The organism is Frankia sp. AvcI1, assembly GCF_001420875.1.
In the GTDB taxonomy this organism is placed as follows: Bacteria; Actinomycetota; Actinomycetes; order Frankiales; family Frankiaceae; genus Frankia; species Frankia alni.
Map to the genome: position 1 here is coordinate 1 of NZ_LJFZ01000048.1, position 15,571 is coordinate 15,571.

Sequence of the window (15,571 nt, forward strand, 5' to 3'; positions counted from 1 at the left end):
CGTCCGCGGTCGGCCCGGTCGTCGGGGGCGCGGCCGTAGGGGTCGCGGTCGGCGTCGGGGTAGCCGGCGGGGGCGCGTTCGTCGCGTCCGTAGGGATCGCGTCCGCGGTCGGCCCGGTCGTCGGCACCCGGCCGCTCGTCGCGCCGTCGGGCGTAGGGATCACGGTCGTACCCGCCCGGCTCGTCGTACGGGTCGGCCTGGTAGCCGCGACCGCCGCGTGGCTGGTCGGCGTAGCCGTCGCGGCCGTAGCCGCCGTACGGGTCGCCGCCGCGCGGCGGATCCGCCACGTTGGACTGGTCCGCCGGCGAGCGCCGGATGCCCAGCGGGTCGTNCCCCCCCGCCGCGTCCGGGCCGTCCGCCTGCGACGGGCCACGCCGACGCTGGCCGCCGGGCTCGTCCGTCCCGTAGGGAGACCGACCGCCGTCGTCCGGACGGTATTCGTACCTCTCCTGACCACTCATGATCCCAATTCCGCACCGATCGCAGTAGTCGGGTCGTGAGACAGGTGCCCCGNAGGGCAACGTGCCCTCACCTGATCACCGGTTCACCCGGAGGGTCCTCGTCGACCGTGTGTCAAGGACCATCTCATCGATCTTCTCGACGTTCTTCTTCAACCGAACCGTACCTGTTGTGGCATTGTCGATGTGAACCACCTTCTGTAGGAGGCGGTAGGTGTCTTCGTTGCCGGAGGCGAGCGCCAGCTGGGCCCCGCGTCCGAGCAACAGTGTTGCAGTGGCCTCGTCGCCGGACTGACGCGCCTCCAGCCCACGCAGCACCGAGGCCGCCAGCTCGGTCTGTCCGGTGTAGTGGGCGACGACCGCGCTGACCCGGGTGGAACGGGTCTCGTCGTCCGTCCACAACGCTCTCACCAGCGCCTGCGCCGTTTCCCGGCCGTCGACGACGAGGCTGACCCGCGCGGCCAGCGCCTCGGTCCCGACCGGCCGGGCGGGCACCCGGATGTTCAGGTGGTAATCGCGCGACTCCGTTCCCCACGCGCNGGTAGCGTAGTCGACGCTGTGATCGTCGGATGTGGTCCTCTCGGCCTGTAGGTCGCNCAACATCGGGGAGACCTCGCGCAGAAACCCCACCTCGGCGCCCCGCGGGGTCCACACCCGCAGCNCCACTCGGTCGGTCGCGCGGCTGGTGGCGGTCGCGATCACGCTGGTGAAGTCCGCGACGAGCTCGTCCGGGCCGGCGATCGCGTCGACGGTGCCCAGCAGGTTCGCCGCGATCAGCCGCAGCTCGGCGACGCGCCAGTCGGTGCCGATGCCCCGGCAGTCGCACTGGAACCGGCCGCGGGCCGCGGCGACGGCCNCTGCCAGGTCCGTCGCCAGCTCACCGTTCTGGCCGTCGGTGAGCAGCAGCGCGTGCGCGATGGCCCGCGGCCGGGTTGCCGTCAGCGCCCGCGCCAGGTCCAGCCATCGGCCGATGGCGGTACCGCCGTGCGGCTCCATCTGGCTCACCGCGAGGCGGGCCCGCTCCCGGGTGACGGTCGAGGCGGCCACCAGGTACGGGGCGTCCGGGTAGATCATGCTGGCGGCGCCGGTGCCGCGCACGATCGCGAACCACACGCCGTCGGGCAGGCAGTCGATGGCCGCACTCGCCGCGTGGCGCGCCTGGGCGATCTTCGCCGGCGGGTTCGCCATCGAGCCCGAACAGTCGAGCAGGAGGACCTCGGCGAGTTCCGGGCGCCGCGATCCGGCCGGCGGCGGGCAGCCGTGGGCCGACACGGAGCCGTGCGGTGGGAGGCCGGGCGGGGCGGCCTCGCCGGCGAGGCCGCCCGGGCCGTCGGGCCGGCCGGTCGACGTCACGGTGACGACGGCGTGCACGTCCGTCCCACCGGGCGGAAGGTACTCGTTCTGGTAGACCTCCGCGGAGAAGACGCCCATCAGTGATCCACCCTGGCGGCGACCACGGTGATGTTGTCGTGGCCGCCGGCGTCGATGGCGAAGNCGACGAGGTGGCGGGCGACGTCGATCGCCGTGCAGCGCGGCGGGAGCTGGTTGACCAGCGAGGCCATGACGTCCGGGCGGGAGGCGTAGTTCCACAGCCCGTCGGAGCACACCAGCACCGTGGCCGGCGCCTCGATCGGGAAGATCTCCGTGTGCGGGGCCACGTCCTCGACGTCGCCGCCGAGCCAGCGGGTCAACGTGTGCGCGCGCCGATGGGTCTCGGCCTCGTTGGCGGGGATGAGACCCGCCCTGGCGGCCTCGGCGGCCCAGGTGTCGTCCGAGGTCAGCCGCTCGCACCAGCGCGGTCCGAGCAGGTAGACGCGGCTGTCGCCGACCCAGCCGACGGTGACCATGCCGGGGCCGTCGGGCGTCGGCGGGGTGACGATGGCGGCGGCGAAGGTGCACGACGGGGCCATCCGCCCCTCGGCGGCGCTGAGCTGGGCGATCGTGGCCTGCGCCGCATCGACGGCCGCGTGCAGCGCGGCCTCGGCGTCCTCCGGGGAGAAGCCCCCGACGATCGCCCGCGGCGCCGTGCGCGGCTCGTCGTACTCCGGGTACGCCGGCTCCAGGATGTCCAGCATGTCGTCGGCCGCGCTGCCGCCGCGGGGCGGCCGGGTGTCGTGGTGGACGGGGTGACCGGGCCCGTGGGCCCGCACCGCGTCAGCGAGCACCGCCATCGCGGTGGCCGCCGCGGCGGCGGAGGCCTGGCCGGAGCCGGGCGTGGTCGAGACCCCGTCGCACACCACCGCGATGAGCGTGCCGTAGACGACGGCGAGCCCCATCGCGTCCTCGTTGGTCGTGTGGNGCACGCCCCGGTCGCACACCCCGGCCAGCTCGCCGAGGTCGACCTCGCTGTGGTCGGCGTCCCCGTGCGCCGGATCCGGGCCCTCCAGNGGATGCCCGCAGACCTCGCAGTAGTGGTCGTCCGAATACACCGGCGCCGCGCACACCGGGCAACGGCCCAGGTCGTCGTCGGGGTCGAAGGCCCCGCTGCCGGTGAGCTGGTAGGCCACCGTGGGGGCGTCGTCGTGCGGGTTGAGGTCCACCGTCATTCCGCCGGGAAGGAACGTTCGCGTGCGGGCGGTGTGCGCAGAGCCATGTGCTGGGTGCCTCCTGCCCCTGCTGGTCCGGTCATCGGAGCTCGCCGCCGTCNCTCCGCGACGCCGGAGGCGCACGGCCGGCGACCGGACGAACTGGTCACACGCGTCGAGCTGGTCATCGTGGATTCATGGGGACGTATTCTCCCAGGTTCCCCCGGGGCCCGTCGATGACGCAGATCGCCAGGGGCGGGCCAGGTCCCGGTGCGTCCCCCTCCGTCGGCGCGCAACCTCAGGAGAGCGTAAGGGGCGAGGGTCGGCGACGGCGGCCATGCCGGTGCCGGAGCGTCGGCCATGCCGGCCGGTCCCGGCCCGTCCTCGGCCCGCACCCCGCCAGAGCTCAGCACGGCACGCGCCCCAGCCGCGGTCCGCGACTGCGTGATGACGCGCGGCGAACAACGCGCACCGGACCCTCCTGACCTGGCCGAGGGCGGCCGGGACCACCCAGGTCACCGGCGTGGGACTGCCGCCTCAGGATAGGGCGCCGGGCAGGCCCGAACGACCATGTCGCGGCAGGCGGCCGGGTTCGGGCCCGCCAGACCCCCGACCGGGGACCCCTGGCCGGTCGGCGGGGCGGGCCGCAACCGGCCGGTCGCGGCCCGCCCCGACCGCGTCCGGCGCCGGCCGCGTCCCCGACGCCGGCCGTATACCGTGGTCACATGGTCATTTCCACGGCGCACGCCGGTCGGTGGCACTGATGGCCGGCGCCGCGCGCCGGGGTGGCGGCGGGATCGCCCGGGGCGGGCAGGGCGGCCGGGCCGGCAAGGCGGGTTCGCATCGCAAGGGAGCCGGTGCCGGCAGCGGTGGCCAGGGCCGCAAGGCTCTGGAGGGCCGGGGCGCGACGCCGCCCGCCCACCTGCGTCCCGGCCATCCCGCGCAGCGCCGGGCGGCCGCCGCGGCCAGGACCGCGCAGGGCGGGGAGCGGGGGCGGGCCACCGCCGGCCGCTCCGGTGCCGACGACGCCACCCAGTCCGGGCAGGGGGGGCCGCGCACGCGCCGCTCCGAGGCCGACGAGCTGGTCGTGGGCCGCAACGCGGTGGTCGAGGCGCTGCGGGCCGGCGTGCCGGCGTCGAACCTCTACGTCGCCGGTGGGCTGGACTTCGACGAGCGGCTCGCCGATGCCCGCCGCCTCGCCGCCCGGGCGGGGATCGCGGTGGTCGACGTCGCTCGCCCGGACCTCGACCGCATGTGCGGCACGGCGCCGCATCAGGGACTCGCCCTGGCGGTCCCGCCGTTCCGCTACACCCATCCCGACGACCTGCTCGCCCGGGCGCGCGCCGCGGCTCCCGGTCTGGTGGTCGCGCTCGACGGCGTCACCGATCCCCGCAATCTCGGTGCCGTGGTCCGCTCTGCGGCGGCCTTCGGCGCCCACGGCGTCCTGGTGCCCGAGCGCCGGGCCGCCGGGATCACCGCCGCCGCCTGGAAGACGTCGGCGGGTGCCGCCGCCCGGCTGCCGGTCGCCCGGGCCACCAACCTCGCCAGGACCCTCGTGTCCTACGCCGAGGCCGGCCTGTTCGTCGTCGGGCTGGCCGCGGACGCCGACACGACGATCGACGAGCTCGAGATGGCCACCGATCCAGTCGTCCTGGTGATCGGGTCCGAGGGCCGTGGGCTGTCCCGGCTCGTCGAGCAACGCTGCGACGTGACGGTCCGCATCCCGATGGCCGGCGCGGTCGAGTCTCTCAACGCCGGGGTCGCCGCCGGCATCGCGCTGGCCGAGATCGCCCGCCGCCGCCGCACCTGACCACTCCGGCAGGCCCGGGCGGCGGCCGCCCGGCCATGGGGGCCGCCGGGTGGCGGCGGCCTTCCTGGCGGCCGGCGGCGAAAAGGTGACTCAGCCGAGTCTTGCGCGGCGGAACGCTGAGCCTGTCTCGGCGCCCTTGTAGCCTCATGCCCTACTTGGGCGTCGGGCCATCTCGGGGGAACGGACGACGGTGCGGGGCAGGCGGAGACCGTCGGCGCGGCTGTTCGCGCTGCCGCGTTTGCTCCTGCCCGAACCGCAACCACGGCTGACCCTGCTGCCCACCGTCGCGCTTCGGCTCGTGCTGGCGGCGGTCTTCGCGGCGGTGCGGCTGTACGGGGCGCTCTTCGGCCTCGGGTTCGTGCTGCTCTGGCACCACTGGTACGCGGGCCATCCGCTCGGCCTGCTGGTCGCGGCGCTGGCCGCCGGCTGGTCGCTGACGTTCGCCCTGGTCGCGCTGCGTCGCGGCATCGGGTGGGTGCTGGCGGCCGGCAACGTGGTCGCCGCGCTCGTCCTGGCCGCGGGGGCGCGCCTGTGGCTGCCGCCGGAATCGGTCGGTGACTCGGCCTCGTTCGTGCTGCTCGCGGCGACGCACGCGACGGCGGTGGCCGCCTGGACCTTCCCCGCCGGTCCGTCCCTGGCCGTGACGGTGCTGACGGCCGGCGCCTTCGTGGCCGGGGCGGCCGGCACCGGGCCGCCATCTCCGATGCCGCTGGCTGCGATTGTCTGCACGGCCCTGCTCGTCCGGTACGTCCGGCCGCAGGTGCGCGCGCTCGCGGGTGGAGCGCAGTCTCGGCTGGCCGAGGTGGCCGAGCGGCGCGCCGGCGAGCAGGATGTGCTCACCCTGCTGCGCGAGCGGCGGGAGCATGAGCTGACGATCCACAACGCGGTGCTCAACACCCTCACCGGCATAGCCTGGGGCGGCGGCGCCGACGGGTATCTCACTCGCCGCCGCTGCGCCGACGGTGCGACGGCCCTCGACGAGTTGGTCGATGAGCGCGAGCTACCGTCCCGGGCCGCGCCGGGATGCCTGCCGGCGGCCGGTGGAATCCTCGCGGCGGCACGCGGACCGACGTCCGACGAGGGCGCGGCCGGCTGCCTGCCCATCGACTGCGGGCCGGCCGGCGACGTGCTGATCGAGTCCGGGCTGGCCGGCGACCTGCTGGCCGGCGACGTGCCGGTCGGCGATGTGCCGGTCGGATCCGAGTCGGCGGGCGAGGCACACCGCGGAGCCGGGCGTGCGGACCCCTGGGCCAGGGTGGCGCCCGCGGCCGGCTTGCTGCGCGCCCTCTACACCGCGCAGCTACGCCACGTGACCGGCCGGTTCGCCGCACTCTGGCTGATCCTGCTGGTTCTGCCCGCCGGCCGTGCCCTGCCCCATGTCCGTTCGATCCCGCTGGCGCTCGCGTTGCTGCTCGCGCCGCTCGCGGCGGTCGCTGTGGCCCGGCGGCGCTTCCGGTCCGGGCCGCTGACGCCGGCCCAGGCGGCCGCCGTGGTGCTGCTCTGCCTGGGGATCGCGGTGGGGGGCGGGTGGAACGCCGGCGAGGCCGGCGAGGTGCGGATGATGGCCTGGCCGCTCGTCAGCCTGCCGCCGTTGGTGATGCTGGTGACGGTGTCCCGCCCGGTGTGGCGCTGGGTGCTCGCTTCGGTCACCGTGGGCGCCGCCATGATCGCGGTGAGCCTGCTGACCAACCCACGGGACCCGTTCGCGCTGTCCCACCTGCTCATGCAGCTCTACTACCTGTGGATCATGCAGATCTGCCTGGTCATGGTCGGTCCGTTGCTGTGGAGCACGGCCGATGTCCGCGCCTGGGCCGGTCACTGCGAGCGAGAACTGGTCCGACGCGCCGAGAACCGGGACCGGGTGCGCGAGCGTCGCAGCGTGCTGCTGCGGGCCGTCGAACGGGACGTGGCGCCGTTGCTGGCCGGCGTCGCGGCGGGCCGGCTCGATCCGCAGGCCGACGCCGTGCGCTCGGAATGTGCCCGGCGGGCGGTCGCCGTGCGGCGGCTGCTGTTCGACGACGACGCCGTGCACAGCGCGCTCGGGGAGGCCATCGATGCCGCCGAACGGCACGGCACGGTCGTGTCCAGCCAGATCTCCGGTGGTCTCGACCAGCTTCCCGCCTCGGTGCGCGGCGAGTTCGTCGAGCAGGTGCACCATGCGCTGCGGGTGATGCCGAGCCGCCGGGTCCTGCTCACCGTCACTGCGCAGGCACGTACGGCCAGCCTGTTTCTGTCGTGTTCCTGGCCGGCGGGCCAGTTGCCGCCGGCGCCGTCGGGTCGGGCCATCGACATGATCGTCGACGTCGACGACGGGCAGCTCTGCATGGAGCTGCGCTGGCCGCCCGCGAAGGTGCCGCTCGGGCGGCGGCCATAGCTGGTGGCCGGTGGCTGCTGGCTGGTGGCTGGTTCGGGTGGTGACGGAGCCCCGCCCCCGCTCGGGGGACGGGGCTCCTGACCCGTGCTGGGTCGCGTCGCCTCGCGCCGGCCACGGCTCACGATCTGTCGAGCACGATCCGATCGATCATGTGCGGATCAGAGTCGGCCGAGTGCGGATGTCGGCGCGGTGTGTCGGGGCCTCAGATCCGGTGACCCCAGCAGGGCTTCGACGCNTACCAGGGGCTGGTGCCGGCCTGCGCGTAGAGCTGCCGCGCGCGCTGCCACTGCTCCCCGACGCTGGCGTTCTGGGGCAGACCACGGCCGCCCAGACCGTGCCAGGTGCTGGGCAGGAACTGGAACAGGCCGCCAGCTCCGATGGAGTTGACCGCGTGCGGGTTACCGCCGGATTCGCAGGGGATCACGGCGCGCAGGAAGTGGTCGGCGTTGGTCCCCGCGCTGGCCGGCTGGGACAGCGCGAGGCCGCCGCCGACGGAGGCGGCGAGAGTGGTGGCGATGACTGCGGCCCGGGTGCCGAGCTTGATCCGGTTGAGGCCCCGACCGAGCGAACGAGCGTTGGACATTGAGTTGCCCTTCCCCACGCCTGCGAGGTGAGCTGTCGGGTTCGGGCTGGGAATGCCCGGCCGCGGTTCTCGGCTTCACCCCTAGGACGCCCGGCTTCGGCGCCCGGAATTGGTTCCCCCGTCCCTGCCGCAGGTTTGATTCTCATCGGGTGGGGGCAGGGTTCGGCGTGCCACCCGACGTCTGCCATCAGTTGACGGCATGGTGACGAACATAGCTGAGCGTGACCCCGGGAAATCAAGGGTACGTGACGATAGCCACAGTGCGTTCTATCGTCTTTGAATGATCTCGGTTCTGCGGTTTCGCGCCCGCGTGCGCGCCCGATTCTAACGGCCTTCGTGGCCCCGCGGAATGCCTGGATTGCGGTTGGTCGGCCACGCTGACCACAAACCCTTCGCGGTCCGTGGCCGGTTCTCTCCCGGGCGTGGCCGGGGGCGTTCTCTACCCGCGTCGGCGCAGCCGTTAACGGAGTCGAGAAAAATTCCACCGCCGCCCTCGCGCGGAGCGGCTCTTCCGCGCTTTTCCGAACTATACGGCACGCCGCGAGTAGTCCTGTCGAAAGGGGATGTGTCGGTCGGGCGGCCCGGTGATGTCGGTGACCGGGGCTCGGCCGGACGGCGCGGTCGGGCGGCGCGGTCGGGCGGCGCGGTCGGACGGGGCGAGACCGACCGGTCGGGTGGTGGCGGAGCTCAGGGGTTGTAGGTCCAGGACGAGCCGGTGCCGCGGTACTGCTCGACCGGGATGGGGACGACCCCGGGGCGCATCCGGTCGGTGTAGAGGCGCCCGTGCAGGTGATCGATCTCGTGGGCGACCAGGCGGGCGAGGCCCTGCCGGTACACCGTGATGTGGCGGCGGCCCGAGGTGTCGGTGTGCTCCACGTGCAGCTCCAGGGACCGCGGGACGATGCCGCGGACGTCGAAGAAGCTCAGGCACCCCTCGTACTGCTCGTCGCTCTCGGGGACGGACTCGATGACGCGCGGGTTGAGCAGGGTGAGGATGTCGCCGTCCGCGGACCGCACGATGGCCGCCNCTCGGTTGATCCCGATCTGGGGCGCGGCGATGCCCATCCCCTTCCCGAACGTGTGCAGAGCGGACACCCGCTCCATGGCCGAGGAGAGCTCGGCGACGACGCGGCGGGCGTCCTCGGCCTCGACGGGCAGCTCGAACGACCGAGCCGGCTGGTGCAGGGAGGGATCGCCGACCTGGACGATGCCCGCCGCGGCCATCTGCCCGCTGGGCCGGGCCACGGTTCGGTCGGCGGGATCCCGGCTCGACGCGACCGCCCGGAAGTTCCATTCCAGGCGATATCTGGCGTGCAGCGGAGGATTGTTCGTGGACCAGGTGAAAACGCGCCTCTTGGCATCATCCGTGCGGGCGATCGCCGTGCGGAACGGGAAGGCGTCCGCGGTCATCGACGTCTCCATGCCCCAGACCACGGGATCGACCTCGGCGGGGAAGTCCAGCACGACCGACAGGAAGCTGGTCGGTACCCGGACGGCCCGCTGGAACCACGGGCCCCACTTCTCCTCGCCGACCCGGTAGCTGTACTCGATCCAGGCTGATTCGCCCGGGTAGAGGGGGAATCGGCCACGATTGTTCTCGAACAGCAGCCAGACCTCCTTCAGCGCATCCCAGTCGGTCTTGACCTGCCAGGACATGCGCTCGTCGCCGCAGTGCGCGCTGAGCTGCAGTTCCTCCCAGCGCAGCGGATTGCTGCGGTAGAGCCGGGCGGCGCGTTCCTGATCTCCGGGAAAGCGGTCGACGGAGATGCGCATCAGGTAGCGGGTCACCGGTTCGACGCCGGTGTTGAGCACGAGCCGGCGCTGATGGGCGACGTACATGCCGTCCTCGTACCGCAGCTCGGCGCGATCCTCCTCGACGACGAGCCCACCCGGGTCCGGGCCGGCCCGGGTACCTCGGGAGGCCCCGACCGGCTCGGCCGCCGTGATCGCCGCCGACGAGCCCGGTGGCGGGGGGGACACCCGGCCACCGGGCTCCGCCGGCCGGGCTGCCGGCGGACGGGAGTCGACGTCACCCGCCTCGTCCGCCGCCTCCCACGGGCGCGCGGCGAGCTGGAAATAGGCACCCGGTATTCGCAGCGCATCGGCGATGCGCTCGATCAGGGAGAGGCGGGCGATGTGGTCCTCGCCCTGCATGATCCGGCTGACGCGGCTCTGGCTGAGACCCTCGACCGGGGACGCGATGCGGTTCTGGCTCGCACCGTCGTACTTCTTCATCAGCCGGAAGGCCGTCCGGAAGTCCCGGGTCTCGCATGCGGTCCGGAAGTCGGATCGGGCGAGCAGGGTGCGGGAGACCCGGTAGGGACCGGCTTCGTAGGACATCGACCGGCCTTCCGTCGGGCTTCGACCTGCGTCGATCGCCCGGCCGGGACGGCGGAAAGTCCGATGCGCCGGGCTGCGGCTGAGACGTCAGGATGACGACGCTATGCCAAACCGGCATAGGTTGCCGGCGCTTGCGGTGATCGCGAGGTTGTCGTGGATCCGACATCCGGCCGGCCCGGATGAGCGGGCGGCGCCGCGACGGATCTGGTAGGCGACCAGCTGACTGCCTCGGTCTCATCCGACCGGGTCATGCGCTCCTGCCCCGGCTGGGGGAGGCTGCGCGGTTGTCCATGCGCCGCTGGTGCGGGGGCACGCAGCGGTGCGGATGCGGCCGTGGTCCAGCCCGGCCCGGTCCGGCCCGGGCTGGGTCGGCCGGGGCTCGTCGAGCCCATACGAGAAGAGCATGCCTGACTGACGTTTCCCGGCCACGCCCGCTCGGGCCACCCTGGATGCAGGCCGGCCCCGCCCCGCGTCGAGCCGCGACCTCCGCCGGGCGGGGCCGGCGCATCCGGCGGCCGGTGGGTCATCGCCGGCCCGGAGGGGAGGGGCGGACCGACGGCCACCGACCCTGGTGGCCGCCACCAGCGTCGGTGGCGGCCACCGGCCCGGTCGGCCGGGCCGCGACGGCGGCGGCACAGGGAATGTGGCGCAGGAGGTGTGGGTCCGGAAGGGCGGTGCCAATCGTGACGGAGCCGAGGAGAGATCATGATCGAACTGCGATCGTCTACGGCGTCGTCCGGTTCGCGCCCGGCGGTGACCGGCAGGTCGCCGATGTGGTGATCACCTTCGTGTCCCCGTCGGCGGCGGACGACTTCGCGGCGGAGCAGGGCTGGCCGGAGTACGAGGTGGCGCCGGTGCGCTTTTTCGTCCACGAACGGCAGTCCGCCGTCGTCGCGGTGCCACCTCCGACCCGGCCCGCTCCCNCCCCGGCCAGGCCAGCACCCTCGTCGACGCCGTCGCCCCCCGTTCCTCCCAGGCAGCCGCCGACCGGTGCCGGCCCGAGCGAGCCGGCCGGCCCCGCCGACCGGCGGCCGTGGACAGGTGACCCTGCCCTGCCCATGCAGGGTCACCAATCCGCCGCCGATCCGGCCGGACCCCCCGGATCGGCGGCGCCACCCCAACCCCCCGCCGGCCAGGCGGGGACGGGGCCGGCCGGAGCGCAGAACGCGACCGCCGCTCGGCCGGTGGTGAACCGGGCGGAGGCCCGGCGAGTCTCCGTCACCCCCTGGGGATCGGACCGCTGGGCGGTCGCGCTGGGCGCGGGGTCCGATTCGGCGGAGGCGTTCCGTGCCGTCGGCCGGCTGCCGGCCGGCCTGGTCTTCACCGCTGCCTACGGCGACGTCGACGTGGTGCTCGTGTACGGCCGGGCGCCCGGCGGCGAGGCGTCGCCGGCCCGGCCGCCGACGGTCGTCGAGACCGCGCTCGGCGCCGAGCCGGCGGGACTGCTGGAGGCACGCTGGATGACCGCGGGCGAGCGGGAGGCGTTCCGGGCCGGGTACGCGGCCGCCGCGGACGGCATTCGGCGTGCCCTGGCGTAGTGCCCTGGCGTAGTGCCCTGGCGCAGTGCGTTGTCGTAGTGCGCTTCGTCGCGCGTAGTGGGTTGTCGTCGCGTGGTCGGCGGTCGTCCGCGCGTGGTCAGTTGTCGTCGCGGAAGTGCAGCGTGACGCGGTCGGTGTCGGATGGCCAGGCGGGTACCCGCAGCACCGCCCGGTGCGCGGCCTGCCCGCGAGGGGTGACCACGACCTCGACCGAGCGGTCGCCCGCCGGGATGTGCAGATCGGCGCCGGTGATGAAGCCGATCCCGAAATAGTCGGGGATCGGAACCATGACGTCGGAGACACCGTCGGCATCGCGATCGAACAGGTACACGGCGAGGNCCAGTTTGGACCGCGGGGCCACCGCCGAGCTCAGGACGTTCGTCCCGTCGACGGTGAGGATGTCGCTGTTCCGGCCCTGGTCCCCCCACCATTCCAGGGCGCGGCTCACGACGAGATCGGTCTGTTTCGGGTCGGTCTTCATACCACCGCCGACCTCCTCGCCCGGCCGGCTGGTCAGGAGGCGGACGAGTCGATCGGTGCGGCGGAAGGGCTGGTAGTAGAAATGGTGGACGGGTTCCCCGGACCGGACGACGGCGAACTCGTAGGGGGTGGTGNCGTCCGCCCGCAACGGGCCCCAGGATCCGTCGTCGGTCAGGGTGAAAAGGCCCCCGAGCCCCTTCGGCAGGCGCCTGCCCGTCTTCGGATCGAGTCGGTAGACCTCCAGGCGGGCCCGTCCGACCCCGGTGTTCGCGGGATAGAGCAGCACGCGGCCGGAGATTTCGATCTGACCCTTCTCCGCGACGACGTCGGTGGTGAACGGTTCGGTCCCGGTGAGGAAGCGGAACATCTCCCGAAAGGTGCCCGTCGAGGTCAGCAGGCGGGTGCGTTCCTGGTCGGGGAAACGGACGTTGNTCGCCCCGGGCACCCGTCGGGTGGGATCCCCGATGCCCCAGATGGCGAGCATCGGCACCCCCCTGGGCGGTCCGCTCGCGAGGGAGCCCTCCACGCTGATCAGATGCGCGACCCGGTTCGCCCGCGATGCGGAGCTTGCCAGGTACCGCTCGGTGATTCCGGCGCCCTCCGCCTGCCCGACCAGATCGACCTTCTTCGCCCCCGTCGCCCGGAGCAGGTCCTGGATCTTCGCGTCAAGCTGTGGAAAGATCTTGTCCAACGGAATGTCCGAGACCGATCCGTCGTAGTCGAAGGCGGCTATTCGGTCGGCCGGATATCCGTTGCTGGTGAAGCGCTGCGCCTGCGACTCGAACTGGTCCCCCGAGCCGAGGCTGCCGTGCACGAACAGCAGCGGCAGGCGTGCGGCGTCCGGCGGGCCCACGGGGCCCGCCACCTCTCGAGCGAGCGCCGCGGAGCGGGCCTGCGCGCCGGCCGAGCCCTCGCTGGTGGAACACGCGGCCGTCACCGCGACGAGAACCACCGCCGCCAGACCGAACCAGCGTCCGCGAGGCATGCGACGCCCCTTTCCCTGTGGGTGTTCGGCGGCCGCGGCCGGCCGCCACCGGGAATGCTCCGCTCATGACGCTACAGAAGCGCGAGAACCCGCCGGAGCGAGTCGCAATCGCCTGGTCGGCCGACAAAAGCTATCGTTTTCGGGCGTCGTCGCCACCCCCTCGCCGCAGGGTGTGGCGTCCGTTGGGGAAGCGGTGAGAACGCCCGGTGGGGTGAACGGCCGTCACGCCGACCGCGGTCGGGTGCCCGTGCGGCCCCTCGCCCGGCGACGACGTCCAACCCACGTCGCCCGGCGAGCGTGCTCGCTCCATGTCGCCCGGCGAGCGTGCTCGCTCCACGTCGCCCGGCGAGCGTGCTCGCTCCACGTCGCTGAGTGAGTCGGGTGGGGTGAGCGGTCCACCGCGGCGGGCCGCCCCAACAGTCCCACGCCATCCGCTCCGGTCCCGGGCCCGGCAGCAACCCGTCCCGATGGGGTGCAACCCNACCCGATGTGGTGCGACCCGATTCGGAGCGGTCCGATCCGATGCGCACTGATCCGGAGGGTCTGCNGCCCCGGCGGGGCCGCGGCCGAAAAATGGGATGCGGATACCGCCCCCAGCCTGTCATGATTTCCGGGTGGACGCTGCGGGCGACGACATTCCCTGGCAACGAACAGGATCCGCCGAGTCCTCGGCCGGCGATATCGGCAGCGCCGCTCGCGGCGAGCCGGGGCGGCATGCCGGGCTGCGTTCCTACCTGGGTTTCGTCGGCACCTTCAAGGGATCTCTGTTGGTCGTGGTCGCCTTTTTCGCGGTCTCGAACACGGCGCTCGCCATCCTGCCCGTCTTCATCGGGAGGTTCGTCCAGTCGCTGGCCCAGGTGACGGAGTCCACCGACGGGGTGTACCGGTATGNGGCCATCCTCATCGGCTGCAATCTCCTGCACGACCTGACCTGGCGCACCGGCGAGCTCACCTACCTTCGCCTGTTGAACGATCGGGGCTACGAGTACGAGAACATCCTCTTCCGCAGCGTCATCGACGAGCGCTACCCGTACTTCGTCGGCAAGTTCACCGGAAAGATCAGCAGCTACATCGCGTCGTTGGGCCGCGAGTTCCGGGAGATCCTGGAAACCACCTGCTTCACCTATGTGGAGCAGGTTATCCGAGTGCCTTCCATTGTNATAATCATGTTTTCCNTCAACGTCTACTCGGGGCTCACGTTCCTGGTGGCCGTGCTGCTCATGATGGCCGTCGGCCGGCATACCGTGAGCCNCTCGTCGCGGGCGGAGAAGCGTCTCGCGGACGAGGTCTCCGAGATGGACGGTTACGTGATCGACGTCATCGCGAACTTCGTCAGCGTGAAGTCGTTCCGGCAGGAGACGGCCGAGTACGAGCAGGTGACCCGACGCCGCCGTGCCGTCATCGAGGCCGCCCGCAGCTCGTTCTTCTGGACCATCGTCTTCTGGGCCTCGATGTCCCTCGTGGTACGTTATCTGGTCTGGCCGGTCTCGATCCTGCTCAACCTCCACCTGTATCTGACGGGCGAGCTGAGCCTGGCGCAGTTCGCGACGTTCCTGTCGGTGCTGGTGATGTTCTCGGACTTCATCNGGGGCACGGTCTGGGAGATCGCCGAGCTGAACCTCCGCCTGGCGCGGGTCGAGGAGGCCTACCACTATCTCTTCGCCGGTCGACCCGTCACCGCGGACCGGCCGGCCGTGCTGGCTGGGACGTCTCCCGCGGCTGTGCCGGGAGCGCCGGGGCGACTGGAGTTCCGTGGGCTGTCGTTCGCCTATCCCGAGAACGACGGCAGGCCGGTGCTCGCCGGCATCGATCTGACGATCGAACCGGGCGAGAAAATCGGCATCGTGGGCCGCAGCGGAAGTGGCAAGACGACGCTCGTCAAGCTGCTGCTCGGCTATTACCCGTTGCCGGCGGACACCGTCCGGTTGGACGGCCGCCCGACGCCGAACTACGCGCTCGGCGCGGCGATCTCCTACGTCCCGCAGGACACCACGCTGTTCCACCGTTCCATCCGGGACAACATCACCTACGGGACGGCCGCCGCGGCCACGCAGGAACAGGTCGAGTCGGCGGCGCGGCGGGCCCACGCGCACGGTTTCATCAGCCAGGCACCCGAGGGCTACGACACCGTCGTCGGCGAGCGCGGCATCAAGCTGTCGACTGGGCAGCGGCAGCGGATCGCGATCGCCCGGGCCTTCCTCGACGACAAGCCCATGCTCGTTCTCGACGAGGCGACGAGCGCCCTGGACAGCGAGAGCGAGGTGCTCGTCCAGCACGCGTTGGAGGAGCTCTGGCGCGGCAAGACGGTGATCGCCGTGGCGCATCGCCTGTCGACGCTGCTGAACATGGACCGCATCATCGTCCTCGCCGACGGCGGCATCGTGGAACAGGGTTCACACCGCGAGCTTCTCGACCGTCGCGGCCGCTACCACGCCCTCTGGCAGCGGCAGAGCGGCGGCATGATCCCCGTCGACTGAG

Annotated in this window: 5 protein-coding genes, 14 pseudogenes and 1 riboswitch; of the genes and pseudogenes, 9 read left to right on the forward strand and 10 right to left on the reverse strand. The window is 72.6% G+C overall.

The features are described from left to right. Positions 1–536: 536 nt before the first annotated feature. The 4 pseudogenes from UK94_RS70790 to UK94_RS30085 form a co-directional block, all read right to left on the reverse strand. Positions 537–997 (reverse strand): annotated as a pseudogene (locus tag UK94_RS70790) (hypothetical protein); the annotation flags it as partial. Positions 998–1,120: 123 nt separating this feature from the next. Further along, positions 1,121–1,314 (reverse strand): annotated as a pseudogene (locus UK94_RS70795) (hypothetical protein); the annotation flags it as partial. Position 1,315: 1 nt separating this feature from the next. Next, positions 1,316–1,889 (reverse strand): annotated as a pseudogene (locus UK94_RS70800) (vWA domain-containing protein); the annotation flags it as partial. Positions 1,890–1,953: 64 nt separating this feature from the next. Then, positions 1,954–2,756, reverse strand: a pseudogene (locus UK94_RS30085) (protein phosphatase 2C domain-containing protein); the annotation flags it as partial. 990 nt (positions 2,757–3,746) lie between these two features. Here UK94_RS30085 and rlmB point away from each other — a divergent pair. Together rlmB and UK94_RS30095 are read left to right on the forward strand one after the other, a co-directional pair. Further along, complete coding sequence (rlmB, locus tag UK94_RS30090; protein ID WP_011607558.1) at positions 3,747–4,793, forward strand: 23S rRNA (guanosine(2251)-2'-O)-methyltransferase RlmB; 1,047 nt, start codon at positions 3,747–3,749, stop codon at positions 4,791–4,793. Positions 4,794–4,983: 190 nt separating this feature from the next. Continuing rightward, positions 4,984–7,167: a hypothetical protein gene (locus UK94_RS30095; RefSeq protein ID WP_055752500.1), complete on the forward strand. Its 2,184-nt coding sequence runs from the start codon at positions 4,984–4,986 to the stop codon at positions 7,165–7,167. A 236-nt stretch (positions 7,168–7,403) separates the two neighbouring features. Here UK94_RS30095 and UK94_RS30100 read toward each other — a convergent pair. From UK94_RS30100 to UK94_RS76660, 3 genes and pseudogenes are all read right to left on the reverse strand, one after another. Then, positions 7,404–7,750: pseudogene (locus tag UK94_RS30100) on the reverse strand (transglycosylase family protein); the annotation flags it as partial. A gap of 2 nt (positions 7,751–7,752) precedes the next feature. Next, positions 7,753–7,928, reverse strand: a riboswitch (cyclic di-AMP (ydaO/yuaA leader). Positions 7,929–8,437: 509 nt separating this feature from the next. Then, the coding region (locus tag UK94_RS70810) for a peptide deformylase (RefSeq protein ID WP_235490701.1) at positions 8,438–8,777 on the reverse strand (340 nt) is incomplete at its 5' end. Between the two features lies 1 nt (position 8,778). Next, positions 8,779–10,090, reverse strand: a pseudogene (locus UK94_RS76660) (peptide deformylase); the annotation flags it as partial. 683 nt (positions 10,091–10,773) lie between these two features. Here UK94_RS76660 and UK94_RS70820 point away from each other — a divergent pair. Together UK94_RS70820 and UK94_RS70825 are read left to right on the forward strand one after the other, a co-directional pair. Continuing rightward, positions 10,774–11,013: pseudogene (locus UK94_RS70820) on the forward strand (hypothetical protein); the annotation flags it as partial. Between the two features lie 135 nt (positions 11,014–11,148). Then, positions 11,149–11,628 (forward strand): hypothetical protein, encoded by a 480-nt coding sequence (locus UK94_RS70825; RefSeq protein ID WP_235490703.1) that lies wholly within the window; start codon positions 11,149–11,151, stop codon positions 11,626–11,628. A gap of 339 nt (positions 11,629–11,967) precedes the next feature. Here the strand turns inward: UK94_RS70825 and UK94_RS70830 are convergent. From UK94_RS70830 to UK94_RS70840, 3 pseudogenes are all read right to left on the reverse strand, one after another. Next, a pseudogene (locus tag UK94_RS70830) lies at positions 11,968–12,242 on the reverse strand (lipase); the annotation flags it as partial. Between the two features lies 1 nt (position 12,243). Beyond that, positions 12,244–12,475, reverse strand: a pseudogene (locus tag UK94_RS70835) (lipase); the annotation flags it as partial. A 65-nt stretch (positions 12,476–12,540) separates the two neighbouring features. After that, a pseudogene (locus UK94_RS70840) lies at positions 12,541–13,093 on the reverse strand (lipase); the annotation flags it as partial. A 578-nt stretch (positions 13,094–13,671) separates the two neighbouring features. On the opposite strand from UK94_RS70840, the pseudogene UK94_RS70845 reads away from it, so the two are divergent. From UK94_RS70845 to UK94_RS70870, 5 genes and pseudogenes are all read left to right on the forward strand, one after another. After that, positions 13,672–13,984, forward strand: a pseudogene (locus UK94_RS70845) (ABC transporter ATP-binding protein); the annotation flags it as partial. Position 13,985: 1 nt separating this feature from the next. After that, positions 13,986–14,252, forward strand: a pseudogene (locus tag UK94_RS70850) (ABC transporter ATP-binding protein); the annotation flags it as partial. Positions 14,253–14,269: 17 nt separating this feature from the next. Continuing rightward, a pseudogene (locus UK94_RS70860) lies at positions 14,270–14,344 on the forward strand (hypothetical protein); the annotation flags it as partial. 1 nt (position 14,345) lies between these two features. Further along, positions 14,346–14,679 (forward strand): annotated as a pseudogene (locus UK94_RS70865) (ABC transporter transmembrane domain-containing protein); the annotation flags it as partial. Between the two features lie 207 nt (positions 14,680–14,886). After that, positions 14,887–15,570, forward strand: a complete 684-nt coding sequence (locus UK94_RS70870; RefSeq protein ID WP_268761731.1) for an ATP-binding cassette domain-containing protein — start codon at positions 14,887–14,889, stop codon at positions 15,568–15,570. Position 15,571 lies beyond the last annotated feature (1 nt).